This window comes from Rhizobium sp. HT1-10 (genome assembly GCF_049472505.1).
GTDB lineage: Bacteria > Pseudomonadota > Alphaproteobacteria > Rhizobiales > Rhizobiaceae > Rhizobium.
On sequence record NZ_JBCEBQ010000009.1, the window covers coordinates 203,054 to 227,725 of the forward strand.

The 24,672-nt window shown below is 60.2% G+C and carries 24 protein-coding genes; 11 read left to right on the top strand and 13 right to left on the bottom strand.

The window, feature by feature from the left end:
* Window positions 1–28: 28 nt before the first annotated feature.
* The 5 genes from gyrB to VH564_RS20935 all read right to left on the bottom strand — a co-directional run bounded on the left by gyrB (window position 29) and on the right by VH564_RS20935 (window position 5,362).
* The gene (gene gyrB, locus VH564_RS20915; protein ID WP_423341785.1) at window positions 29–2,464 is read right to left on the bottom strand and encodes a DNA topoisomerase (ATP-hydrolyzing) subunit B; all 2,436 of its coding nucleotides are present in this window, start codon (window positions 2,462–2,464) and stop codon (window positions 29–31) included.
* Window positions 2,465–2,608: 144 nt separating this feature from the next.
* Entirely contained in the window at window positions 2,609–2,974 is a 366-nt protein-coding gene (locus VH564_RS20920) for a helix-turn-helix domain-containing protein (protein WP_423341786.1), read from the bottom strand.
* Window positions 2,971–3,546, bottom strand: a complete 576-nt coding sequence (locus VH564_RS20925) for a Smr/MutS family protein (protein ID WP_423341787.1) — start codon at window positions 3,544–3,546, stop codon at window positions 2,971–2,973. The genes VH564_RS20920 and VH564_RS20925 overlap by 4 nt, the downstream gene beginning before the upstream one ends.
* Entirely contained in the window at window positions 3,546–4,664 is a 1,119-nt protein-coding gene (locus tag VH564_RS20930) for a murein transglycosylase A (RefSeq protein ID WP_423341788.1), read from the bottom strand. Before VH564_RS20930 ends, VH564_RS20925 begins: the two co-directional genes overlap by 1 nt.
* Complete coding sequence (locus tag VH564_RS20935; RefSeq protein WP_423341789.1) at window positions 4,661–5,362, bottom strand: Tim44/TimA family putative adaptor protein; 702 nt, start codon at window positions 5,360–5,362, stop codon at window positions 4,661–4,663. The genes VH564_RS20930 and VH564_RS20935 overlap by 4 nt, the downstream gene beginning before the upstream one ends.
* A 143-nt stretch (window positions 5,363–5,505) precedes the next feature.
* Here VH564_RS20935 and VH564_RS20940 point away from each other — a divergent pair, with 143 nt between their 5' ends.
* Window positions 5,506–6,015, top strand: a complete 510-nt coding sequence (locus VH564_RS20940) for an FxsA family protein (protein WP_423341790.1) — start codon at window positions 5,506–5,508, stop codon at window positions 6,013–6,015.
* A gap of 91 nt (window positions 6,016–6,106) precedes the next feature.
* Window positions 6,107–6,583 (top strand): protein-export chaperone SecB, encoded by a 477-nt coding sequence (secB, locus tag VH564_RS20945; RefSeq protein ID WP_111222128.1) that lies wholly within the window; start codon window positions 6,107–6,109, stop codon window positions 6,581–6,583.
* A gap of 48 nt (window positions 6,584–6,631) precedes the next feature.
* Here secB and dnaQ read toward each other — a convergent pair whose 3' ends face one another.
* The 5 genes from dnaQ to VH564_RS20970 are packed head-to-tail and all read right to left on the bottom strand — an operon-like array spanning window position 6,632 to window position 10,263.
* Window positions 6,632–7,354, bottom strand: a complete 723-nt coding sequence (gene dnaQ, locus VH564_RS20950) for a DNA polymerase III subunit epsilon (RefSeq protein WP_423341791.1) — start codon at window positions 7,352–7,354, stop codon at window positions 6,632–6,634.
* Between the two features lies 1 nt (window position 7,355).
* Window positions 7,356–7,958 carry a dephospho-CoA kinase gene (gene coaE / locus VH564_RS20955; RefSeq protein ID WP_423341792.1) on the bottom strand — a complete coding sequence of 201 codons (603 nt, stop codon included), beginning with the start codon at window positions 7,956–7,958 and terminating at the stop codon, window positions 7,356–7,358.
* Window positions 7,955–8,815, bottom strand: a complete 861-nt coding sequence (locus VH564_RS20960) for a shikimate dehydrogenase (RefSeq protein WP_423341793.1) — start codon at window positions 8,813–8,815, stop codon at window positions 7,955–7,957. Before VH564_RS20960 ends, coaE begins: the two co-directional genes overlap by 4 nt.
* Entirely contained in the window at window positions 8,808–9,407 is a 600-nt protein-coding gene (locus tag VH564_RS20965; protein WP_423341794.1) for a Maf-like protein, read from the bottom strand. The genes VH564_RS20960 and VH564_RS20965 overlap by 8 nt, the downstream gene beginning before the upstream one ends.
* A gap of 34 nt (window positions 9,408–9,441) precedes the next feature.
* On the bottom strand, window positions 9,442–10,263 hold the full coding sequence (locus VH564_RS20970) for a pyruvate, water dikinase regulatory protein (protein WP_423341795.1): 822 nt from the start codon (window positions 10,261–10,263) through the stop codon (window positions 9,442–9,444).
* A gap of 425 nt (window positions 10,264–10,688) precedes the next feature.
* Here VH564_RS20970 and hemE point away from each other — a divergent pair, with 425 nt between their 5' ends.
* From hemE to VH564_RS21010, 8 genes are all read left to right on the top strand, one after another.
* Window positions 10,689–11,699, top strand: coding sequence for a uroporphyrinogen decarboxylase (gene hemE, locus VH564_RS20975; protein ID WP_423341796.1), 1,011 nt, complete (start codon window positions 10,689–10,691; stop codon window positions 11,697–11,699).
* A complete protein-coding gene (hemJ, locus tag VH564_RS20980) occupies window positions 11,696–12,241 on the top strand; it encodes a protoporphyrinogen oxidase HemJ (protein ID WP_423341797.1) in 546 nt (181 codons plus the stop codon). Before hemE ends, hemJ begins: the two co-directional genes overlap by 4 nt.
* A 183-nt stretch (window positions 12,242–12,424) precedes the next feature.
* Entirely contained in the window at window positions 12,425–13,690 is a 1,266-nt protein-coding gene (gene rho, locus VH564_RS20985) for a transcription termination factor Rho (RefSeq protein WP_111222121.1), read from the top strand.
* A 92-nt stretch (window positions 13,691–13,782) separates the two neighbouring features.
* Window positions 13,783–15,093 (top strand): tRNA uridine-5-carboxymethylaminomethyl(34) synthesis GTPase MnmE, encoded by a 1,311-nt coding sequence (gene mnmE / locus VH564_RS20990; RefSeq protein ID WP_423341798.1) that lies wholly within the window; start codon window positions 13,783–13,785, stop codon window positions 15,091–15,093.
* 102 nt (window positions 15,094–15,195) lie between these two features.
* Window positions 15,196–17,070 (top strand): tRNA uridine-5-carboxymethylaminomethyl(34) synthesis enzyme MnmG, encoded by a 1,875-nt coding sequence (gene mnmG / locus VH564_RS20995; RefSeq protein ID WP_423341799.1) that lies wholly within the window; start codon window positions 15,196–15,198, stop codon window positions 17,068–17,070.
* Between the two features lie 22 nt (window positions 17,071–17,092).
* Window positions 17,093–17,710 carry a 16S rRNA (guanine(527)-N(7))-methyltransferase RsmG gene (gene rsmG, locus VH564_RS21000; RefSeq protein ID WP_423341800.1) on the top strand — a complete coding sequence of 206 codons (618 nt, stop codon included), beginning with the start codon at window positions 17,093–17,095 and terminating at the stop codon, window positions 17,708–17,710.
* An 18-nt stretch (window positions 17,711–17,728) separates the two neighbouring features.
* A complete protein-coding gene (locus VH564_RS21005) occupies window positions 17,729–18,526 on the top strand; it encodes a ParA family protein (protein ID WP_423341801.1) in 798 nt (265 codons plus the stop codon).
* Window positions 18,527–18,559: 33 nt separating this feature from the next.
* Window positions 18,560–19,444, top strand: coding sequence for a ParB/RepB/Spo0J family partition protein (locus VH564_RS21010; RefSeq protein WP_423341802.1), 885 nt, complete (start codon window positions 18,560–18,562; stop codon window positions 19,442–19,444).
* A gap of 57 nt (window positions 19,445–19,501) precedes the next feature.
* On the opposite strand, the gene holA is transcribed toward VH564_RS21010, so the two are convergent.
* Genes holA through leuS form a run of 3 tightly spaced genes read right to left on the bottom strand, consistent with a single transcriptional unit; the run spans window position 19,502 to window position 23,720 of the window.
* Window positions 19,502–20,539 carry a DNA polymerase III subunit delta gene (gene holA, locus VH564_RS21015; protein WP_423341803.1) on the bottom strand — a complete coding sequence of 346 codons (1,038 nt, stop codon included), beginning with the start codon at window positions 20,537–20,539 and terminating at the stop codon, window positions 19,502–19,504.
* A gap of 21 nt (window positions 20,540–20,560) precedes the next feature.
* Window positions 20,561–21,100, bottom strand: a complete 540-nt coding sequence (locus VH564_RS21020) for a hypothetical protein (RefSeq protein WP_423341804.1) — start codon at window positions 21,098–21,100, stop codon at window positions 20,561–20,563.
* Complete coding sequence (gene leuS, locus VH564_RS21025; protein WP_423341805.1) at window positions 21,090–23,720, bottom strand: leucine--tRNA ligase; 2,631 nt, start codon at window positions 23,718–23,720, stop codon at window positions 21,090–21,092. The genes VH564_RS21020 and leuS overlap by 11 nt, the downstream gene beginning before the upstream one ends.
* Before the next feature lie 196 nt (window positions 23,721–23,916).
* Here leuS and VH564_RS21030 point away from each other — a divergent pair, with 196 nt between their 5' ends.
* Window positions 23,917–24,576, top strand: coding sequence for a YggS family pyridoxal phosphate-dependent enzyme (locus tag VH564_RS21030; RefSeq protein WP_423341806.1), 660 nt, complete (start codon window positions 23,917–23,919; stop codon window positions 24,574–24,576).
* The last annotated feature ends 96 nt before the right edge of the window (window positions 24,577–24,672 follow it).

Here is a 24,672-nt window from a genome sequence, read left to right on the forward strand (position 1 = left end):
CTTTTTCATGACTGGATTTGGACGAGCCTCAGATGTCGAGGTTGGCGACGTTGAGCGCGTTGTCCTGGATGAACTCGCGGCGCGGCTCGACTTCGTCGCCCATCAGGCGGGCAAACAGGCTGTCGGCATCGACGGCATCGTTGACGCGCACCTGCAGCAGCGAGCGGACGTTCGGATCGAGCGTCGTTTCCCAGAGCTGCTCGGCATTCATCTCGCCAAGACCCTTATAGCGCTGCATCGACAGGCCCTTGCGGCCGCTGGCAAAGACAGCTTCCAACAGCGCGCGGGCGCCCGAAATTTCCGTTTCGCCGTCGCGGCGCACGAGCTTCGGCGGCACGTCGTAGATTTCCTTCAGGCGCGGGCCGAGCTGATCGATGTGGCGAGCGTCGGACGATCCGATCAGCGCCATGTCGAGGGTGATGACTTCCTTGACGCCGCGCACGGTGCGTTCCAGGCGCAGACCGCCTTCGGAGGTCATGTCGCCGATCCAGCCGCGTTCGGTCTCCTCGGCGATGATATCGAGGCGCCGCGCCACTTCGGCGACGATGGTTGCTGCCCGGACGGGATCGCTGACCACGTCGGCGTTCAGCGCACCGGCAATCGCCGCCTGCTCGACGACGGCGCGGTTGTAGCGCGAATGCAGGTTTTCGAGCAGCGCCCGCAGGCGCAGCGCATCCTGGATGACTTCGCGCAGGTCCTGGCCGGAGCGAACTTCGCCGCTGCCGAGCCGCAGGCTGGCATCGTCGAGGCCCTGGCCGATCAGATATTCTTCCAGCGCCTTCTCGTCCTTCAGGTACTGGATCGATTTGCCGCGCGAGACTTTGTAGAGCGGCGGCTGGGCGATGTAGATATGGCCGCGCTCGATCAACTCAGGCATCTGCCGGAAGAAGAAGGTCAGCAGCAATGTGCGGATATGGGCGCCGTCGACGTCGGCGTCCGTCATGATGATGATCTTGTGGTAGCGCAGCTTGTCGGCGTTGAACTCGTCCTTACCGATGCCGGTACCGAGCGCGATGATCAGCGTGCCGATTTCCTGGCTGCCGAGCATCTTGTCGAAACGGGCGCGCTCGACGTTGAGGATTTTACCACGCAGCGGCAGGATGGCCTGGTTTTCACGCGAACGACCCTGCTTGGCTGAGCCGCCGGCGGAATCCCCTTCGACGAGGAAGACTTCGGACTTGGTCGGATCGCGCTCGGAGCAGTCGGCGAGCTTGCCGGGAAGCGAGGCGATGTCGAGGGCGCCCTTGCGGCGGGTCAGTTCGCGGGCCTTCTTGGCGGCTTCGCGGGCCATGGCGGCTTCGGCCACCTTGCCGATCAGGATCTTGGCCTCGGTCGGGTGTTCTTCGAGCCAGGTGCCGAGCGCTTCGTTGACGAGGCTTTCGACGACAGGGCGGACTTCTGACGAAACCAGCTTGTCCTTGGTCTGCGAGGAGAACTTCGGGTCCGGCACTTTCACCGACAGAACGGCCGTCAGGCCCTCGCGGCAGTCATCGGCCGTCAGCGTCACTTTCTCGCGCTTGCTGATGCCCGAGGTCTCGCCATAGGACGTGATCTGCCGGGTCAGGGCGCCGCGGAAGCCGGCCATATGGGTGCCGCCGTCGCGCTGGGGGATGTTGTTGGTGAAGCACAGCACGTTTTCGTGGTAGCTGTCGTTCCACCACATCGCCACTTCGACGACGATGCCGTCCTTTTCGCCGCGGATGGCGACGGGCTTGTCGACCAGCGGCTTCTTGGCGCGATCGAGGTAGACGACGAAAGCTTCGAGGCCGCCGTCATAGAGCATCTCGACCTGCTTGACGTCGGAATGACGCTTGTCGGTCAAGAGGATGCGGACGCCGGAATTCAGGAAGGCGAGTTCGCGCAGCCGGTGCTCCAGCGTGGCGAAATCGAATTCGATCATCGTGAATGTTTCGGTGCTCGGCTGGAAGGTCACTTCCGTGCCGGTCTCGCCGCCGCTGTCGCCGAGCGTCACCAGCGGAGCGTCGGCAACGCCGTGGCTGAAGCTGATCTCATGGATCTTGCCCTGACGCTTGATGCGCAGCTTGAGCCAGACCGACAGCGCGTTGACGACGGAGACGCCGACGCCGTGCAGACCGCCGGACACCTTGTAGGAGTTCTGGTCGAATTTGCCGCCGGCATGCAGCTGGGTCATGATCACTTCGGCAGCGGATATGCCCTCGCCGGTGTGGATATCCGTCGGGATACCGCGACCGTTGTCGGTCACCGTCACCGAGCCATCGGGGTTCAGTGTCACCGTGACGAGGTCGGCGTGGCCGCCGAGCGCTTCGTCGATGGCGTTGTCCACCACTTCATAGACCATGTGATGCAGGCCGGAGCCGTCATCCGTGTCGCCGATATACATGCCCGGGCGCTTGCGCACAGCATCGAGGCCCTTCAGGACCTTGATGGAGTCTGCGCCATACTCAGGACTGGCGGCATTTTCGGTCGCGGGAATATCGGTCATGTCTTGAAGTCTTTCGTGTTATCGCAGGGCGCGACGATCCTTGCGAATCATCGATTTACCTCCCCGGACTATAGGGGCATTTCATAGTCAATGCCAAATATATGGCCTCGAAACCACGGATTAAGCAGGGGATTACGGCTGATTTCAGCCGGATTTCCGAGCCCTCTCGAGGATGGCGTCCAGTGCTTCTACAGCATCCCGATCGAGAAAGCGAAATTGTCCGGCCAGCCGGTTGGCGAGCGCCGTGTAATGGGGCTCCATTCCCGAGGTGTCGATGACGACACGGGGGTCAGAACCGCGCGCCAGCATGAACAACTCCTCGGCCTCGTCCCAGATGATATTGAAATAGCCGGCGATCCGCTGCAGCAGCGCAAAGGTCGGCAGGCCGCGCTTGCCGTGCTCCAGCGCCGAGAGGTAGGAAGGCGTCACATCGAGCGCCGCCGCCATTTCCTTCTGCGTCACACCCTTGCGTTCCCGAAGCTTGCGGACCGCTTCGCCGAACGGCGTCATGGGCCGTCTCCGGGCCGACGGGCGAGGCGGATATAGAGCGCACCCTCGCCGCCATGATGCTGGGCGGCCGATTCATAGGACGAGATCAGGTAGCGGAAATCCGGCTTCGAGAACCAAAGGGGCGCGGCCCGCTTGAGCGCGCCTTCGCTGCCCATCGAGCTGCCCTTGCCGGTGATAACGAGCACATGGCGCAGCCCGCGCATATGCGCCCGGACCAGGAAGTCGAGCAGTAGGTCATGCGCCTCGTCCTGATAGAGCCCGTGCAGGTCGATGCGGGCCTCGAGCGGCAGGCGGCCCTTGGCGATCTTGCGCTTGACCGGGCGCTCCAGCGGCTGGTGCTGCTTCAGCGATGGCTGCGGCTTCTGCGGCATGGGCAGCGGCTGGTGGGAAATCGGAATTTTGGCCGGGTTGACCGGTGGCTCGCGGCTCGCCTCTTCGGCGGCCTGCTGTTCGGCGAGGAACAGGTCGAGTGCCTTCATCTGGCCCATGTGCTGCGGCAACGGCCGGGTGCTCTTGGCAACCTTGCTCCAGAGAACCCGTTCCTCGGGGCTGAGCTTGCGATCCTTCGCCATCAGCCAAACCTCGCGGCAGCGGCCTTGGGAAGCAGGATATGGAAATCAGCGTCGTGGCGAACCGTGCCCGCCAGTTCGCCGGCATCGTATCCGGAGCCCGTGAAGATATCGCCGCGCGCCGGGCCGACGATCGCCGAGCCGGTGTCGAGGGCCAGCATCAGCCGCTGGAACGGCTTGCCGCCGTCGAGATGGGTGAGTTCTTCCGCGCGGATGAAGAACGGAGACCCGAAGGTGTGGATCAGCCTGTCGACGGCCAGCGACCGGCCCGCCACCAGCGGTACCTTGGCCGCAGCAATCGGACCCGCCTGCGGATCGGCGACATCGGCCTCCCGGAAGAAAATGTACGAGCGATTGTGCGCGAGGACCGCGTCGACCTCGTCGGGATGGGCATAGAGCCAGTCCCGGATGGTTTGCATCGAGATCGTCGCGCGGTCGAGTTCGCCGCGATCGATCAGCAACCGGCCGACCGCCGAGAAAGGATGCCCGGCCTTGGCAGCATAGGTGATGCGCCCCAGCCGACCGTCCGGGTAGCGCAGTCGCGCAGCACCCTGGACGTGAACGAAGAAGACGTCGACCTTGGATTTTGCCCAGGCGATCTCCAGGCCCTTGCCATCCAGATAGCCTGCCGAGATCTCGCCGCGGTCCGGATACGCATCGATGATGCCGTCCCGCAGACGGGCGAACATGTAGGAGGGATCGAGGTTTGCGGGGCGATTTGTATCGTCGAGATCGATCAGATCGTCAGGGCGCCGATAGAACGGATAGCGATAGACCGAGTCTGCCGTCTCCGACACGTCGATTTCCGGCTCGAAGAAGGCGGTGACGAAACCCTGCCGGTCTTCGCTGCGGCGGATAAGAAACGGCCGGCAGTGCGCCTCGAAAAAGGCACGGGCATCGGCGGCGCTCTCCGGCATGACGTCCTGCGCCGCTTCCAGCAGCGGCAGCAGATCGGTCGTGGTCAGTCCGAGCGAACCCGTACGGTAGGGTTTGGCCTCTGTCACATGCCGATGGCAGGCCCGCATCGCATCAAAAAGGCCGGAGGGATCGTCATCCCCCCAGCCCTTCAGTTCGTCAAAGGTCGTCGGCTCCAGCAAAAACTCGTCGGATCGGACACTCATTGCTCAGATTCGGTCGCCACAAGTTTCCAGTTCGGATCGCGCGAGCGCGTGTCACGGGCGAAGGTCCAGAGATCGCTGACCTCGGTGACCTGCTCGGCGTCGCCATCGACCAGAACATCGGCCTTGTCGTAGGTGGCAGAGATCATCTGGCTGACGATGCGGACCGTCACCAGCGCTTCCGTGTCCTTGACCTCGGCATTCATGATGTCGCTCTTGTCGATGCCGACGAAGCTGGACTTGACCCTTTCGCCGCGCGATTCACGCTCGCTGATCGCAGCATCGAAACCCTCGTAGACTTCCGTCGACAACAGACCCTTCAGCGCGTTCCGGTCGCCGTCGGCAAAGGCCATGACGATCATCTCGTAGGCCATCCGGGCGCCCTTGACGAACTCCTTCGGGTCGAAGGACGGGTCGATCTTGACCACTTCGCGGAGCGAGGCGTTGAGCGGCGTCTCTAGCTTGGCATAGGCATCGACGGCCGCAAAACGGTTTTCGTCGTCGACGGCATCGCGCTTCGGCAGCGTCACGACCTTGCCGGAGTCGGGAGAATCGGGGCCTGTGGCCGCGTCGCGCGGTGAGTAGAGATCACGCGGAGGTTTCTCCGTTCCCGTGCGGCGACCAAGGACGCTGCGCAGCTGAAGGAAGATCAGCACCGCTGCGACCAGAAAGAAAATCGTCACAAAGTCATTCGAACCCATATCGCTCCGGCACCACTGTTCACATTCGCAGTTTCAACACCCATATAGTCTGCATAGTGCCATCATTCAAATAGCAGGTCCTTATCTTTGTGCCATGCTACCTTCGAATGCCGTTCGAGCCGCCTGTCCCCTGGAGAGAAACCATGCGCCAATCGCTTATTCCTGCCTTCATCCTATTGCTGCCGCTGGCCGAGATTGCCGGCTTCGTGGTGGTCGGCAAGGCGATCGGTATCTGGGCTACCCTTGGGCTGGTGATACTCAGCGTGCTTGTCGGTGCCGTGCTGCTGCGGGCCCAGGGACTGAGCATCCTGCGCCGGATGTCCCTGGCAAGCCGCGACGGCGGCGTGCCAGGACGCGATCTAGTGCACGGCGTCATGGTCGTGATCGCCGCTTTCCTGCTGCTTGTGCCGGGCTTCATCACAGACATACTGGGCCTGCTGCTCTTCATCCCCGGCGTGCGCGACCTGGCCTGGAAATATCTCAGTCGGCGCATCATCGTCATGACCTCGTCACCCGCCTTCAACCGCTCGCGCGGCGCGCCGCCGGAAAAGTCGAACGGCAGTGGGCCGGTTGTCGACCTCCATGCCGATGATTTTCGTCGCGGCCCTAACCCGAACTCGCCATGGTCTGACCCCAAGCGCTTGAAAGACTGAGAAGCCCGCCGCGAAGGCCGGGCCGCAAGGGTTGTAAGCCCCGATCTGAAATGGTAGATGGCGACACCATTTTGAGCCGCGAGGAAGTGCCATGGCCGACGAAATCAACGGCGAGACCGCCCCCAGCCTATCCGTTCTTGCCCAGTACACGAAGGATCTGTCCTTCGAAAATCCCGGCGCGCCACGCTCGCTGCAGTCGCGCGACAAGCCGCCGGAAATCAACATCAACGTCAACGTCAATGCCAACCCGCTGTCGGATACCGACTTCGACGTCGTGCTGACGCTGAATGCCGATGCCAAGGATGACGGAAAGACCGTGTTCCATACCGAGCTGGTCTATGGCGGCGTCTTCCGTGTCGTCGGTTTCCCGCAGGAGCACATGCTGCCGCTGCTGTTCATCGAATGCCCGCGCCTGCTGTTCCCGTTCGCCCGTCAGATCATTGCCGACGTGACGCGCAACGGCGGCTTCCCGCCGCTGATCATCGACCCCATCGATTTCGCGACGATGTTCACCCAGCGCGTCGCCGAGGAACAGACCCGCGCGCAGGTAAGCTCCGTCCCGAACTGAGCCTCGATCCATTCTGTTATGAAAATGCCCGGCTTGACCGGGCATTTTTTATGGCTGCTGGACGGAGCCGTATTTCCGCCAGATGCTGTTTTCACCGAGCTGGGTCAGCAGCGCCCGATGGGCCTCGCGTTCCGCATCGCTTATCCGGTTCGGCAACGGCGACGGCCGGGACAATACGGCGATGACCGTGTCCTCGTTTTCCGACTGCCTGTCCGAGCCGCGTGCCCTGCCACTGTCGGCACTAAGGCCGAGTGCGGTCTGACGGCCGCCGATCATCTCGATATAGACTTCCGCCAGCAATTCGGAGTCGAGCAAAGCTCCGTGCTTGGTGCGATGGGTGTTGTCGATGCCGTAGCGTCGGCAGAGCGCATCCAGCGAATTAGGGCCCATGGGGTTTTTGCGGCGGGCCAGCGACAGGGTGTCGATTACCATGTCGGGCAGGATCGGCGGCCTGTTGAGCCGTGCCAGCTCAGCGTTGATAAAGCCCATGTCGAAGTTGGCATTGTGCGCGATCCACTTCGCATCGCCGAAAAACTCGAGCATGGGTTCGGCCACTTCCGAGAAAGGTGGCTTGTCCTTCAGGAATTCGTCGGTGATGCCATGCACCGCCAGGGCGTCCGGATGGACCTTCTGGCCAGCCGGGTTGACGTACATGTGGAAGGTCCGACCCGTCGGGAAATGGTTGAACAGCTCGATGCCGCCAATTTCGATGATGCGGTCGGTACGGCTGTCGAGACCGGTGGTTTCGGTATCGAAGATGATTTCACGCATGTCAGAGAGCCCCGTCCGTCTTTTGCGCCTTCAGCGCCGCGATGATCGCACCGACCTGGCTGCGAGCCGCCTCGATGCCATCGCCGGTATCAATCAAGAAATCCGCCCTGGCCCGCTTTTCGGAATCAGGAAGCTGGCGAGAGAGAATCATATTGAACTTCTCCTCCGTCATGCCGGGCCGCGCAAGGACCCTCTGGCGCTGAACCTGTGGATCGCAGGTCACCACGGCGACCTTGTCAACGCGGTCCGTAGCCCCCGTCTCGAACAGCAGGGGAATGTCGAGAACGACAATATCGGCTCCAGCCTCGGACTGGTCTGCGAGAAACCGGGCTTCGCGGCTTCTCACCAGAGGATGGATGATCGCCTCCAGTTTCTGGAAATCGGCGGGATGGGCGGCGAGATGCCGGGACAGGCGCTGCCGATCGACGACACCGTCGACGACGGTGCCGGGAAACGCGGCCTCGACGAGCGGGGCCGCATCCCCTGCATAGAGGTCATGCACCACCTGGTCGGCGTCATTCACGGGAATGCCGGCGGCGGCAAACAATCCGGCCGTCGTTGTCTTTCCCATGCCGATCGAACCTGTGAGGCCAAGGCGGATCATCGGTGCGCATCCATGTCGGCAATGACAAGGGCACGCAGCGTCTCGTCAACGACAGGGCGCCTGCCGAACCATTTTTCGAAGCCCGGTGCCGCCTGATGCAGCAGCATGCCGAGACCGTCGACGGTGGCAAAGCCCTGCTCCTCTGCCTGGGCGAGGATCGGCGTGCGGAGCGGAACATAGACTATGTCGGTGACAAGGGCTGTGCTGGCGAGCGGCGAGAAATCGATCCTGGGGACAGCACCGCCGTCCATGCCGAGGGAGGTGGTGTTGATGAAGACACCCGCCCCCTGCATGACATCGGGCAGCGCGACGTCGCGATGGGCGTGCACGCGATCTCCAAAGCGGTCGGCGAGTTCCCGGGCGCGTTCCACCGTTCGGTTGACCACATGGATCGTGCCGATACCGCGATCGCGGACGGCCTGGATGATGGCGCGGCTGGCGCCGCCGGCGCCAAGAATGACGGCGGTCTCGGCTTTATCCCAGCCTGGGTGGCGGGCGTCGAGATTGGCAACGAAGCCATGGCCGTCAGTGTTGGTCGCCATCACCGCACCGTCTTCGAGCCAGAGAGTATTGGCCGCGCCCAACTCCTGAGCGAGTTCAGTCGGCCGGTCGGCCAGCTTGAAGGCAAGTTCTTTGTGCGGGATGGTGACGTTGCCGCCGACGAAGCCGGAGCTGCCGTCCTTCAGCGAGGTGATGAAATCAGTAAAATCCTCCGGTGCTACCGCATGCGCCCGGTAGCTGCCGGCAAGACCCAGGGTTTTCAGCCAGTGACCATGGATCAGCGGCGAGCGTGAATGGCTAACGGGGTAGCCTGTGACGAAGGCGCGGGGCGCCATTGTTTCACGTGAATCATCCATCAATCGCCTCCAGCGCCCGCAACTGGGCCAGCAGCGGCAGCATGGGAAGGCCCAATATGGTGAAGTAATCACCTTCTATCCGCGAGAACAGTTGGATGCCCTCCCCCTCGAGCTGGTAAGCGCCGACACTGGTGAGTGCCTTGTCTCCGACGCGTCCGATATGCCTATGGATGAATTCCGGCTCGAGATCCCGCATCGTCAGCTCGGCGTGCGACAGGTGTTCCCAGAGAATGTCGCCATCACGAGCGATGGCAATTGCACTGTTCAGACGGTGGGTCTTGCCGGAAAGCGCCCGGAGATGGCTCTCTGCTTCGGTGACATCGCGGGGCTTGTGGAACACCCTTGGTCCCAGCGACATCGTCTGGTCTGACCCGATCACCAGAGCTCCCCTGTTTACCTCACTGACGGAAACCGCCTTGGTCTTGGCGAGGACGAGCGCGATAGCGTCGGGTCCGGCCCCGGATGCCTCCAAGGGGGCCTCGATGGCGCGCTCATCGATAGCGGCGGCGATTGCCTCGAAGCGCAGGCCGGCATTTTCCATCAGCATGCGGCGGAATGGACTCGACGAGGCGAGGATGAGCGGCGATGTCATGAGAGATCCTTCCAATCGCTTCGGTCGATCGCGCTTAGCGCAGCTTGGGTCTGAGAGCAACGATGGCGGCAGCCGTTTCCTCGATCGACCGGCGCGTGACGTCGATGACAGGCCAATTGTGCCGCCCACACAGCGCACGCGCATATTTCAGCTCCTCGGAGATCGTTGCCCTATCGGTGTAGTGACCGCGATCGAAACCCGGTGTGCTTCCGAGAATGCGGTTCTCGCGGACCTGGGAAATCCGGTCGGTGGTGGCGATCAGCCCGACGATCAGTGGCTTGGTCGCCGCAATCAGGCTGGGTGGCAACGGTACGCCAAAGACGATCGGGATGTTGGCGGTCTTGATGCCGCGATTGGCAAGATAGATGCTGGTCGGGGTTTTCGACGTCCGACTGATACCGATAAGGACGACATCGGCGTCATTATAATCATCCGGCATCTGTCCATCATCATGGTCCATCGTAAAATTCAATGCCTCGATGCGGGCGAAGTAGTCGGCATTCATCACGTGCTGCGCGCCGACGCGGCGGCGGGAGACGGCACCGAGATAGGTCTGGAAGACGTTCAGGACCGGTTCTAGCACCGCCACGCAGGGAACCCCCATTGCCTTGCAACGCTCGTCGATGAGATCGGCAAGCTCGCGGTCGACGATGGTATAGAGAACGATCCCTGGTGCGGCATCGATCGCCTCCAACACCGGCAGAAGTTGGCGTCGATTGCGGATTAGCGGATAGACATGCTCGATCGGCTGGCTCGCCTGGAACTGCACCGAGGCGGCGCGGCCGGCCGAGATGAGAGTCTCTCCGGTTGAGTCAGATATGAGGTGCAGATGAAAGAAATTTATTCTGTTCTCCACGTTGTTTTCCATCGTCTGTTGATAACCGGGGAGGAAAAAAAACTTATGCACCGGGAGGGAGGAGGCGCTGGGATAAGTGCCAAGTTGTCCACAATCGGAATTTTGCCGTCTCTTGAAAAGAGGGTCTGTGAAGACTGGGGATAAAGCAGGCTTGAGCCGTTGTCATCCAGGGCTTTTCCACAGGATAGCCAAAAATCCGAGCGCGATAACCATCGGAGACAATTGATGAAATCGATGATCTCCCCATATCACGTCAAGATGCCGCAATTTTCCTCCAGGCAAAATTGCGATAGGAAGCGGAAACCGGCTTTTTGTGGATGATTGATAATCCTTGATAGTCACCGACTCTTAGAAATAGAAACCTTAAGAAGATCTTATATATTTTTATAGGGAAGAGGCATTTGACCGCAGATCGCAGGGCAATTATGAGAGTGTTGGCGGGAGAAACGCTCACACCTCCGCCGGTTTGGCTGATGCGGCAGGCGGGTCGCTATCTCCCGGAATACAAGGCCACGAGGGCAGAGGCCGGAAGCTTTCTCGATCTCTGTTATTCTCCGGACCATGCTGTTGAAGTGACACTACAGCCAATCCGTCGATACGGCTTTGACGCTGCCATCCTGTTTTCCGACATCCTCGTCATTCCCGATGCTTTGCACAGGAACGTGCGGTTCACCGAAGGGCATGGACCGCAGATGGACCCGATCGACGAAGCAGGTATTCTGGCTCTGGAACCCAAGGACGTGCTGGCGCATCTGCAGCCGGTGTTTGAGACGGTCCGGAGGCTGCGGGCCGAGTTGCCTGCGCAAACGACGCTGCTCGGCTTCTGTGGCGCGCCCTGGACCGTTGCGACCTACATGATCGCTGGACACGGTACGCCCGATCAGGCACCGGCCCGCCTGTTTGCCTATCGGCACCGGAAGGCTTTCGATCAGCTGCTTGCGATGCTCGCGGACCTGTCGGCGGATTATCTGGTGGCGCAGATCGATGCCGGTGCCGACGCCGTGCAGATTTTCGATTCCTGGGCCGGCGTGCTCGGCGAAGCGGAGTTCGAGGCCTTTGCGGTCGCTCCCGTTGCCCGGATCATCGCTTCGGTAAAGGCGCGCCGCCCGCAGGCCCGGATCATCTCTTTTGCCAAGGGCGCCGGCTACATGCTCAAGGATTATCGCCGCAATACCGGAGCCGATGCCATAGGGCTTGATTGGTCGGTGCCGCTTTCCTTTGCCGCCGAGTTGCAGAAGGACGGCGCGGTCCAGGGCAACCTCGATCCCATGCTGTTGGTGGCGGGTGGCGAGGCGCTGACTGATGGGATCGATCGGATCCTGGAGAAGCTTGGCCAAGGTCCGCTGATTTTCAACCTCGGCCACGGCATCACACCTCAGGCAGATCCCGAGAACGTGGCGGTGCTTGTCGAGCGGGTCAGGAGCTTTGCAGCGTGACGGTCGAACGGCAGACGGATCAGCGACCGGGACGCTCGGCGAGGAGCCGGGCGCTGACCGCCATTCTGGTGTTCGTTCTCCTGGCCGTTGCTCTGTTTGTCTGGAACCCGGATGATCTCTATCTGTGGGTGAAGGCGCTTCACGTGATCGCGGTGATTTCTTGGATGGCGGGGCTACTCTACATGCCCCGGCTGTTCATCTACCACACGGATGCTGAAACCGGATCTGCTCAGTCGGAAAGCTTCAAGGTGATGGAGCAGCGGCTGCTCAAAGTCATAATGAACCCGGCGATGATGCTGACCTGGGTCCTTGGGTTCTACCTCGCCTGGTCGGGATTTCAGTTCCAGGGCGGCTGGCTGCATGCCAAGATCGCGCTTGTCGTCGCCCTGACGGGTGTCCATGTCTATTTCAGCCGGGCGGTCAAAGCTTTTGCCCAGGACCGGAACACGCGCTCGGCCCGCTATTGGCGCTTCGCCAACGAGGCCCCTACCCTTTTGATGATTGCGATCGTCATTCTCGTGGTGGTAAAGCCTTTCGTCTGAAACGGCATATTTTAAATTTTCCAAGCAGGCGACATCCCCCTTGCGGGTTTAAGCGGAAATCGCTATTTTCGCGCATCTCATCTTCGTGGCATGTATTCATCCTGTCGCCCGCGAGTCCCCCTCGTGGTCCCGAATACGACAACGTCGCCTTTCCCTTTCTACAAATAGAGTAATGGTCCCTTCATGGCTGAAATGAAGCTGCAAGAACTGAAAAGCAAATCTCCGACCGATTTGCTCGCTTTCGCCGAATCGCTCGAGGTCGAAAGCGCCAGCACGTTGCGCAAGCAAGAATTGATGTTTGCCATCCTCAAGGTGCTGGCCAGCCAGGATGTGGAAATCATCGGTGAAGGCGTTGTCGAAGTTCTCCAGGACGGATTCGGCTTCCTGCGCTCTGCCAATGCCAATTATCTTCCCGGTCCCGACGACATCTATATTTCGCCGTCGCAGATCCGCCGCTTCTCGCTGAAGACAGGCGACACGGTCGAAGGACCGATCCGCGGCCCAAAGGAAGGCGAGCGTTACTTCGCGCTGCTCAAGGTCAATACGATCAACTTCGACGACCCGGAGAAAATTCGCCACAAGGTCCATTTCGATAACCTGACGCCGCTCTACCCGAACGATCGATTCCGCATGGAACTCGACGTTCCGACCACAAAGGATCTTTCGGCCCGCGTCATCGATCTCGTTGCTCCTATCGGCAAAGGTCAGCGCGGCCTGATCGTCGCACCGCCCAGAACCGGTAAGACGGTTCTACTGCAGAACATCGCGCATTCGATCACGGCCAACCATCCGGAATGCTACCTCATTGTGCTTCTGATCGACGAGCGGCCGGAAGAAGTGACTGACATGCAGCGTTCCGTGCGCGGTGAAGTCGTTTCCTCGACCTTCGATGAACCGGCTGTACGGCACGTGCAGGTCGCCGAAATGGTCATCGAAAAGGCAAAGCGCCTGGTAGAGCACGGCCGCGACGTGGTCATCCTGCTTGATTCCATCACCCGCCTCGGCCGCGCCTACAACACGGTCGTTCCGTCATCGGGCAAGGTTCTGACCGGTGGTGTCGACGCCAATGCCTTGCAGCGCCCGAAGCGCTTTTTCGGTGCGGCCCGCAACATCGAAGAAGGCGGCTCGCTGACCATCATTGCGACAGCCCTGATCGATACCGGCAGCCGAATGGACGAAGTTATCTTCGAAGAGTTCAAGGGTACCGGTAACTCGGAAATCGTTCTCGACCGCAAGGTTGCCGACAAGCGCATCTTCCCGGCTATGGACATCCTCAAATCCGGCACGCGCAAAGAAGACCTTCTTGTCCCACGCCAGGATCTGCAGAAGATTTTCGTGTTGCGCCGCATTCTGGCGCCTATGGGCACAACAGACGCGATCGAGTTCCTGATCGACAAACTGAAGCAGACAAAAAACAATCCGGACTTCTTCGATTCGATGAATACCTAACACTCGCACGATATCGTGTGACAGAGGGCCGCTTTGCGGCCCTCAAGTGTTTTGGGGATCGATTCGGTTCCGTATCAATAAGCGGTGCGACAGTGTCACGTGAACAGGAAACAATCTTCGCGCTTTCCAGCGGCGGTCTCCCTGCCGGGGTTGCCGTTATCCGCCTGAGCGGTCCGCGAGCTTTCGAATGTGCTGAGGCGCTCGTTGGTCCATTGCCGCTTGTTAGAAGAGCGAGCCTCCGAACGATTCGGACCCGAAATGGTTTGGTAATGGATACCGGGTTGGTCCTCCTCTTCCCGGGTCCCAACTCCTTCACTGGCGAGAATTGCGCCGAATTGCAGGTTCACGGCGGCCGGGCCGTCGTTTCTGCACTGCTGGCTGAACTATCAACGTTTCCCGAGTGCCGCCTAGCTGAAAACGGCGAATTTTCGCGCCGTGCTTTTGAAAACGGCCGCATCGATCTTCTTGAGGCGGAAGGTCTTGCAGATCTGCTGGCTGCCGAGACGGAGATGCAACGTCGTCTCGCGATTGAACACAGCAGTGGCGGCCTGTCGGAGCTCTACGCGGGTTGGGCCAGGCGTCTGACGCGTGGCCGGGCCTTGATCGAAGCCGAGCTCGATTTCTCTGATGAGGAGGATGTGCCTGGTTCGGTTTCAGATCAGGTCTGGTCGGATATGTCCGCCCTTCGAGATGCTATTGCGACGCATCTCTCAGGCGCGGCTTTTGGAGAGATTGTCCGCGATGGCTTCCGCGTCGCGATCTCCGGTCCGCCCAACAGCGGGAAGTCCTCGCTTCTCAACGCTCTGGCGCGACGCGATGTCGCTATTGTCACTGACATACCGGGCACAACCAGAGACGTCCTGGAGGTCGGACTCGACATAAATGGTTACAGAGTCCTCCTCTACGACACGGCCGGCATTAGGGAAACGGCCGATGTCGTCGAAGCTGAAGGGGTCAGGAGAGCACTATTGACGATTGAGAACGCTGATCTGGTGCTTGCACTGAGCGAGATTGGCGCAGCTGGGACGGAACTCACGAGCGACGACCGCTTCCTGTCGCTTGGGACAAAAGCGGATCTTCACAATGAAAATCCGGGTTACGACATCTGCATATCAACAATCTCGGGCACGGGGCTAGACCGCCTTCGCGAACGTATTTCTGTCGAACTGGCTAAAAGGGCCGACGGGTTGAGCATGGCCCTTCCAGCGCGCCGCCGCCATCGGCTGTTGCTCGAGGAAACGATGAAGCATATAAATGGAGCCCTCAGTAGCAGTGGCGCCGGGCTTGAAAGCCAAGCAGAGCATCTTCGCACAGCCTCCCAGTCACTTGGGCGGATCACCGGCCATGTTGATGTGGAAGATCTGCTAGGTGTTATCTTTTCGGAATTCTGCGTCGGAAAATGATTCACGTGAAACATTTAATTGCGTTATTCACGAATTGTTTCACGTGAAACGTCTTGACTAGGGATGAGGATGCCAGGGACACGTCCCCGCTTGGAGCGAATGATGTCAAACAAAAACTATGATGTGATTGTCGTCGGTGGTGGTCACGCGGGTAGCGAAGCGGCTGCTGCTGCTGCGCGCCTCGGCGCGCGGACGGCTTTAGTCACCCATAAACGCGAGACGATCGGCGTGATGTCCTGCAACCCTGCGATCGGCGGTTTGGGCAAGGGCCACCTGGTGCGCGAAATCGATGCTCTCGACGGCTTGATGGGTCGCGTCGCCGATGCCGCTGGAATTCAGTTCCGGATGCTCAATAGAAAGAAAGGTCCAGCGGTTAGAGGTCCTCGCACCCAGGCTGACAGAAAACTCTATCGCTTGGCGATGCAGGAAGAAATTGCATCCATTGCGAATCTCGATGTCATCGAAGGCGATGTGTTCGATATAGCGATGAAAAACGGCCAAGTTTCTGGCGTCATCCTTAAGGACGGCCGCGAATTTGACTGCAGAAGCGTCGTCGTCACAACGGGGACTTTCCTCCGTGGACTCATTCATATCGGCAATCGCAAGATCCCCGCTGGCAGGATGGGGGAAGAACCGTCCTCCGGTTTGTCGGCAACGCTGACGCGCCTTGGGCTGGCGCTCGCTCGTCTGAAAACCGGAACGCCTGCCCGCCTCGATGGGCGCACAATCGACTGGTCGGCCGTCGGTCGGCAGGGAGCGGATGCGGAGCCCGTCCCGTTCTCTTTCATGACGGAAACGATCGTCAACCGGCAGATCGAGTGTGGGGTCACGCGGACGACCGAAAAAACCCATAAGATCGTTCTCGACAACCTAAACCTGTCTGCCATGTATTCGGGCCAGATCGAGGGCATCGGTCCCCGCTACTGCCCGTCCATAGAGGATAAGATCGTAAAATTCGGCGAACGGGATGGGCATCAAATCTTCCTTGAGCCAGAGGGATTGGATGACCACACCATCTATCCCAATGGGATCTCCACCAGCTTGCCCGAGGACGTTCAGGCCGCATTTATCAGAACCATTCCGGGTCTGGAACAAGTTTCGATTCTCCAGCCTGGCTATGCGATCGAGTATGATCACGTCGATCCGCGTGAGTTGCTTCCGTCGCTTGAATTGCGAAAGCTACCGGGGCTGTTCCTGGCGGGGCAGATCAACGGAACGACTGGCTACGAGGAAGCCGCGGCGCAGGGACTTGTTGCCGGGTTAAACGCGGCGCGCCTTGCCGGTCTACAGCCTCCCCTGCATTTCAGCCGTACCGATTCCTACATCGGAGTGATGATAGACGATTTGACCGCTCGTGGCGTTGCCGAACCCTACCGCATGTTTACATCCCGCGCGGAATACCGGCTGTCGCTTCGCGCCGATAATGCTGATCTTCGCCTGACACCTCTCGGGCTCGACATCGGTTGCGTCGGTACCGAACGAGCTATCAAATTCGCCCACTTTCGCGAGCATTTGAACAGCAGCCGCTTAATGTTGAATGCACTGGAGATCACGCCGAATGCAGCAGCAAAATTCGGCATCCACTTGAACCAGGACGGACAGAGACGCTCTGCCTATGATCTTCTATCGCAGAATCATACAGTGCAGTCATTGGCGTCGATCTGGCCCGAGCTCAATGGCGTGGGTAAGACGATCAGTGAAGTCCTGGAAATTGAGGCTGGCTATTCTGTCTACATGCAGCGTCAGGCGGCAGATATCGCGCAGGTGCGTCGTGAAGAGGCTCTGGCCATTCCCAGCACCTTCAACTACATCACGCTCTCGGGTCTCTCCAACGAGCTGACGCAGAAGTTGGATCGCGTTCGGCCTTTGAATGTGGCGCAGGCCGCGAAGATCGACGGAATGACGCCGGCTGCTTTGCTCTTGCTGATCGCGGCGCTGCGTAAGCAGTTGTCTGGTGCAAGCGAAAAAGCGGCCTAGCACAAGGTTGGAGAGTCCTTCCATGGAATTGAACGGTTTGCGTGTTTCACGTGAAACATCCGAGCGGCTGAAGACCTTTAGCGCGCTCTTCGAAAAATGGGCCAAAGCCATCAACCTCGTCGCCCCCTCGACCCTGAACGAGCTGTGGCAACGGCATATTGCTGACAGCGCACAGATCTTTCAGCTCCATCCCAAGCCTGTGCGCTGGATCGATCTTGGGAGCGGTGGTGGATTTCCCGGCATCATAACCGCGATCTTCCTAGCCGAGGTCGGAGAGGGACGTGTCGATCTGATTGAGAGCAATCAAAAGAAGGCGGCCTTTCTGCGCACCTGTCTTCGTGAGTGCGGTGGTCGGGGCGCGGTCCACTGCATCCGCATCGAGCAGGCCCAGTTTGATATCCCGCAATGCGATGCGATCTCGGCGCGTGCTCTCGGTGACCTTAGCCTGCTGCTGGATTATGCCCAACCCTGGGCAGACAAGAGCCCGAAACTGCAGCTTTTTCTTCACAAAGGCCGGGATTACCAGCGAGAGGTCGATGCCGCCCATGGCCGATTCGCGTTCGATCTGATAAAGCATGAGAGCGTTGTCGAGGCGGATTCCGTCATTCTCGAAATTTCGAACCTGCAACGCCGAACTTAATCGAACCCGGGTGCGGCCATGTCAACGCAGCGAAATCGTATCATCACCGTCGCAAACCAAAAGGGTGGCGTCGGCAAGACGACCACGGCCATAAACCTGGCCACCGCTCTTGCGGCGATCGGCGAGCGTGTGCTGATCATCGATCTGGATCCGCAAGGCAACGCCAGCACCGGCCTCGGCATTGATCGTCGTCGTCGCGAAATCTCGTCCTACGACCTGATGATCGGGTCGCACGGCGTTGCCGATGCTGCGGTCCTGACAGTGGTTCCGGATCTCTATATCGTACCCTCGACGATGGACCTGCTCGGCGTAGAGATGGAAATCGCGCAGCAGAGCGATCGTGTTTTCCGTCTGAAGCGTGCACTGGCTCAACCAGATGCGCAGCAGTTTTCCTATATTCTGATCGATTGCCCGCCGTCGTTCAATCTTTTGACGATGAACGCCATGGCCGCCGCTGACTCTGTGCTGGTGCCGCTGCAGTGTGAATTTTTCGCGCTGGAAGGCCTGAGTCAGCTGCTGGAAACAGTCGATCAGGTGCGCCGCACGGTCAATCCGACCCTCGATATCCAGGGTATTGTATTAACCATGTTCGATGCGCGCAACAACCTGGCGCAACAGGTAGTCAACGATGTGCGCACCCATCTGGGCGAAAAGGTGTACCATACGTTGATTCCGCGCAACGTGCGCGTTTCAGAAGCACCCTCCTATGGCAAGCCCGCGATACTCTATGATCTGAAGTGCGCCGGCAGCCAGGCCTATCTGCAGCTTGCCTCAGAGGTCATTCAGCGCGAGCGGCAGCGGAAAATTGCCGCCTAGTAATCGTCCAGTAGAAGAAGCGAGCGTTAAGCTATGAACGATGATTTATCGAAGCGCCGTCTTGGCCGCGGTCTTGCAGCACTGATCGGTGAGATGGATCAGTCCGCGCCGGTGGGCGCGGCCAAACCGACGATCAATCCGGATCGTCTCGTGCCGATCGAGTTCATCAGCCGTAACCCGAGGAATCCGCGGCGCACCTTCAACGAGGCCGATCTCCAGGATCTGGCCTCATCGATCCGTCAGCACGGCATCGTCCAGCCCGTCGTCGTCAGGACGGTTTCAGACGGCCGCTTCGAGATCATTGCCGGTGAAAGACGCTGGCGGGCAGCACAGCTTTCCGGCCTTGTCGAAATTCCGGTGATCGTGCGCGACGTAGACGACAAGACTGCGCTTGAAATTGCTATCGTGGAAAACGTCCAGCGTGCGGACCTCAATCCCCTGGAAGAGGCGCTCGGCTACGACCAACTGATCGCGGAGCACGGATATACCCAGAATGATCTTGGCGAGATCATCGGCAAAAGCCGCAGTCACGTGGCCAATTCGCTGCGTCTTTTGAAGCTCCCCGAGCCCGTCCGCGATATGCTGTCGAGCGGCAGTCTGTCTGCCGGCCATGCGAGGGCGCTGGTTTCAACGTCGGATCCATCCGGACTTGCACGGACGATCGTTGCCAAAGGCATGTCGGTGCGCGATGCCGAGCGTCTTGCGCAGAACGATATCAAGGCGCAGAACGACCCTCGTCCGGCTGGTGCACGCAAGGACGAGAAGGATTCCGATACACTGGCGCTTGAGCGGACGCTTAGCGATACACTTGGACTGGAAGTCTCCATTGCCCACCGCGGCGGCGGTGGCCAGGTCCGGATCGCCTATAAGTCGCTTGAGCAACTGGAAGAAATCTGCCGGCTGCTGGAACGGCGTTAGGCCGTCCCTGCCTTTCCATGAAGAGATGCACGAGATGGCTTCGGCGGGCCGCGGCGGTTAATTCTTGCGCGCGGATTGCAGTGTCGTGGACAGCAGCGTCTGCATTGCGATGCTGTCTTCCAGGCTCTGTCGCTGACGTGTCTGAAAGATGGCCGTTTGAAGCCTGTTCATTTCACGGCCGATCGCGTCTGAACTCCAGGTGCGCAGCGCCTGCTCGATCGTCGGCTTCCGTTTGAAATGCAGATGCCGCCCATGGGTCTGCATCACCTGCCCGGGCTGAAGGCGTTTCTCATCCATCTCGGCCCGCATCACGTCCAGCAGCTGAAACTGCCTTAGGCAGCCCTGCAACACGAGGAAGATTGACGTTTTCGAGGCTATGATCTTCTGCGTCGCATGCAGGAAGCCGGCCGAGTCGCCCTTGAGAATGGCATCCACCGCGTCGTCGGCCGAGACGGCGCTTGCGTCGCCGATGATGTCGATGACATGTTGCTCGTCGATCGTATTCAGACCACGGCAATAGAGCGCCAGCTTTCGCACTTCGTTGCGGGAGGCGATCCGGTCGCCACCCAGCAGTTCGAGCAGCATATGCCGGGCAGCTGGCGTGATACGCAGGTTTTCATGGGCAAGTTCGTGGTCGACAAGAGCGTTCAGCGCCCGCGCGTCATCGGCATAGCAGGGAATGGCAATAATGGCGCGGCTACTGTCGGAGAGCTTGCGAAGGGCCGCCGTCTTCTTCAGATCACCGGCCTCAACGATCAGAAATGCGGCGTCAGGGGGGCTGGCGGCGATTGCATGAAGCCCATCGACGACCGATTTCTCATTCGCTGCCCCGCGTATCCATACAAGGCGCTCGCCGCCGAACAGGCCGATGGCGTTGGTTTCATCGATCAGCCGCCCGGGATCGTTGTGGAGATCGCCAACGTCGAGCTTGATTAGGGAAAAGGGGTCGGAGAGATCGACACCGGTCTTCTCGGCAATCTGCTTGGCGCGCTCGGAGACCAGACCGCGGTCGGGACCGTAGATGACGAAGAGGCGGTGCTTGCGAACGGCCGTCTGGAGAAATCCCTCGAACTCGTGGGATTTTATTTCGCTCATGCGCCGTTCCCAAGGTTCCGTTTACTTGCTGAGCGCAGCGGCGATATCGGCACCGACGAGCTGTGCCACTTCGTGCGCCGCGCGATCTTCCGAATCCCGGATCGCACGCTGCTTGGCAAATTCCTGTGTCGGGAAATCGACCAGTGCGACCATCGACCGGCTGCCTGCCTTGATCGCCTTGCCATCGCTGATGCGCTTGATGACATAGCTGACTGTCACGGTCGTGCGGCCGGCCTGAGAGGTGTCGGAGGTCGCAAGGTAGAGAACGCCGCCGGTGCCTGAATTGACGTTCAGGGTGACCATGTATTGCGGATTGGCCACCTCGCCTGCCCCATGGCTGGCGATGAAGATCAACTGGTTCCGGACCTCCTGCCCGACGCGGCGCTGGGAAGCGTCGGGGGCAATAGCGTCGGAAAAGCCGACTGTCGCAAGCTTTGCCGTCACGCCCGTGCTTTCGGCATAGAGGGGACGAACCTGGCAGGACGACAGCAGCGCCGGAGCAGCAAGGATGCTGACGGCGCATGCGACGCGCGCGAGCTTGGAGATGATATCAGACGACAATGTTTACGATCCTCTGTGGAACGACGATGATCTTCTTGGGCGCCTGACCATTCAACGCGCTTTGCACCGCGCCCAAAGCTAGGGCGGCGGCCTCCACGGCACTTTGATCCGCATCCCGGGCGATTGTCAATTCAGCGCGCTTCTTGCCGTTGATCTGAACAGGCATCATCACCTCGTTCTCGACCACCAGAGCCTCGTCGAAATCAGGCCAGGGTGACATCGCCACCATCTGCGGACATCCGATCGCCGCGGCGCATTCCTCCGAAAGATGGGGCGTGATTGGCGCGACGATAGCAATCAGAATCTCAACAGCATTGCGGACAGCACTGCAGAAAGCCGCATCTCCCTCACCCGCCGCAACCCTTGCCAGCGGTGCGGCCAGCGCATTGACGAACTCGTAAATGCGGGCCACCGCCTTGTTAAAGGCGAGCTTGTCGTAATCGGCCTGGACGGCCTTCAGGGTGCGATGGGCGACCTGCGAGACGGCAAGGCCGTCGCCGGAATGCGCCGGCATGGGCTCGGAAGACTTCAGGCGATCGCAGGCCTCGGAGACCAGCCGCCAGACGCGCTGCGTGAACCGATGGGCGCCCTCGACACCTGCCTCCGACCAGATCACGTCGCGGTCGGGTGGGGAATCGGAGAGAACGAAGAAGCGGGCGGTATCAGCACCATAGGATGCGATGATATCATCCGGATCGACCACGTTCTTCTTCGATTTGGACATCTTCTCGATGGCGCCGATTGTGACTTCCTCGCCGGAAGACAGAAGCAGCGCGCGACGCTGCCCATCGATCTCTTCGAACCGCAGATCGACCGGCTGTATCCACTCGCGGGACGCGCCTTCCCCACGGCTGTAGGTCTCATGGACCACCATGCCTTGGGTGAAGAGGCCCTTGAAAGGCTCCTTCACATCGACATGGCCCGTCTGCTGCATGGCGCGGGTGAAGAAGCGCGAATAGAGCAGGTGCAGGATCGCGTGCTCGATGCCGCCGATATATTGATCGACCGGCAGCCAATGGTTGGCCACGGTCTTGTTTGTCGGTTCGTTTTCCCAAGGGGCGGTGAAGCGCGTGAAATACCAGCTGGAATCGACGAACGTATCCATCGTGTCGGTTTCACGCCGGGCATCCCGGGCACATTGCGGGCAGGCGACGTGCCGCCAGGTTGGGTGGCGGTCCAACGGATTGCCGGGCAGATCGAAGGTGACGTCGTCGGGGAGCTTGACCGGGAGGTCTTGTTTCGGAACCGGAACGACACCGCAGGCCTCGCAATGGATGACCGGGATCGGGCAGCCCCAATAGCGCTGGCGCGAAATGCCCCAGTCGCGCAGCCGGAAATTGACCTTGCGTTCGCCCTGGGGCGCATTGCCGAGCGTGGCGGCAGACAGCTTTGCGGCAACCACATCGAAGGCTTCCGTGGTGGTCATGCCGTCAAGAAAGCGCGAATTGATCATCACGCCATCGCCATCATAGGCGGTATCGCCGACCTCGAAGGTCGCGGAGTCCGCATCCTTGGGCATGACGACGGGAACGACCGGCAGGTCGTATTTGCGCGCAAAGTCGAGATCGCGCTGATCGCCCGACGGGCATCCGAAGATCGCACCCGTCCCGTAATCCATCAGCACGAAATTGGCGATGTAAACGGGCAGTTCCCAACTCGGGTCGAGCGGATGGCGCACGCGGATACCGGTGTCCATGCCCTTCTTCTCGGCCGTCTCCAACGCGGCGACCGAGGTGCCGGCGCGCCGGCATTCCTCGCAGAAAGCTTCCACATCAGCATTGCGGGCTGCTGCTTCCTTGGCCAGCGGATGGTCAGCGGCGATCGCCAGGAACGAGGCTCCGAACAGCGTGTCCGGCCGCGTCGTATAGACCGCGATTTCGCGCTCCTCGGTCGGCACAGCGCCCGCAGCGATTTCCCAGCGGATCGTCAGGCCCTCGGAGCGGCCGATCCAGTTCTTCTGCATCAGCCGTACTTTTTCCGGCCAGTGATCCAGCGTGTCCAGAGCCTCCAGCAGGTCCTCGCTGAAATCGGTGATCTTGAAGAACCATTGTGTCAGCTCGCGCTGCTCCACCAAAGCGCCGGAGCGCCAGCCACGGCCGTCGATGACCTGCTCGTTGGCCAGTACGGTGTTGTCGACCGGGTCCCAGTTGACCTTGGACTTCTTGCGGTAGACCAGCTCCTTTTCCATCATATCGATGAACAGCATCTGCTGACGATGATAATATTCGACGTCGCAGGTCGCAAACTCGCGGCTCCAGTCCAGCGACAGCCCCATGGCCTTCAGCTGGGCCTTCATCGAGGCAATGTTGCGATAGGTCCATTCCTTGGGGTGGACCTTGTTGTCGCGCGCGGCATTTTCGGCCGGCATTCCGAAGGCGTCCCAGCCCATCGGATGCAGCACATTATAGCCGCGGGCGCGCTTGTAGCGGGCTACGACATCTCCCATGGCATAGTTGCGCACGTGGCCCATATGGATGCGGCCCGACGGATAGGGAAACATCTCCAGCACGTAATACTTTTCGCGCGGGTCGTCATTGTCGGTGAGGAAGACGTTGGCATCATTCCAATTCTGCTGCCAGCGGGGCTCGGATTCGCGCGGATTGTAACGTTCGGTCGCCATATGACTTGTATTCCGGATGTAACGGGGAGTTGGGGGTGACCTTCATCATGAAACCAACCAACCGTCAAGTTTCGCCGCTGCAAAGCCTGGTCGTCCCGATGGCCGATCGGGCTGAATTTCAAGGGCTTGCTCTTGGCAAGAAGGGGCTGGCTGTCTACTCAAGGTGTGAATTCTTCTCCTATGTCGAGGTCGAGCGATGGAACTTCAAGAGCGATTGGACGATGTGCGGAGCCGGGTTGCAACGGCGGAGCGAAAGGCTGGACGCCCGGCAGGCGCGGCGCAGCTGGTGGCTGTCTCCAAAACATTCGATGCCGATTTCATCCGTCCGGTCATCGCTGCCGGCCAGCGCCTGTTCGGAGAGAACCGCGTTCAGGAAAGCCAGAGCAAATGGCCGGCTCTGAGGGCGGAAACGCCTGATATCGAACTGCACCTGATCGGGCCGCTGCAATCCAACAAGGCGGCCGATGCGGTTGCATTATTCGACGTCATCGAAACCGTCGATCGGGAAAAGATCGCCCGCGCCCTGGCAGCCGAGATGAAGCTGCAAGGCAAGGCGCCACGGCTTTATGTTCAGGTCAATACCGGACTGGAGCCACAAAAGGCCGGCATTGTGCCTGATGAGACCGTTGCTTTCGTCAGGCTCTGCCGCGAGGAACTCGGGCTCACCGTCGAGGGACTGATGTGCATTCCGCCGGCCGATGAAAATCCGGGACCACATTTCGCCCTTCTGGCCAAGCTGGCCCGTCAATGCGGGCTTGAAAAGCTGTCGATGGGAATGTCGAGCGACTACGAGGTCGCCATCGGCTTCGGCGCCACCAGCGTGCGCGTGGGGTCGGCAATTTTCGGCAGCCGCTGACCGAAAGCCTTTTAGCGCTCGTCGGACAACATATTCGTCAGCGGCAAGGCCGCGGCCGCCATTTTCGGCGGCTGGCTGTAATATGGCTGACAAGTA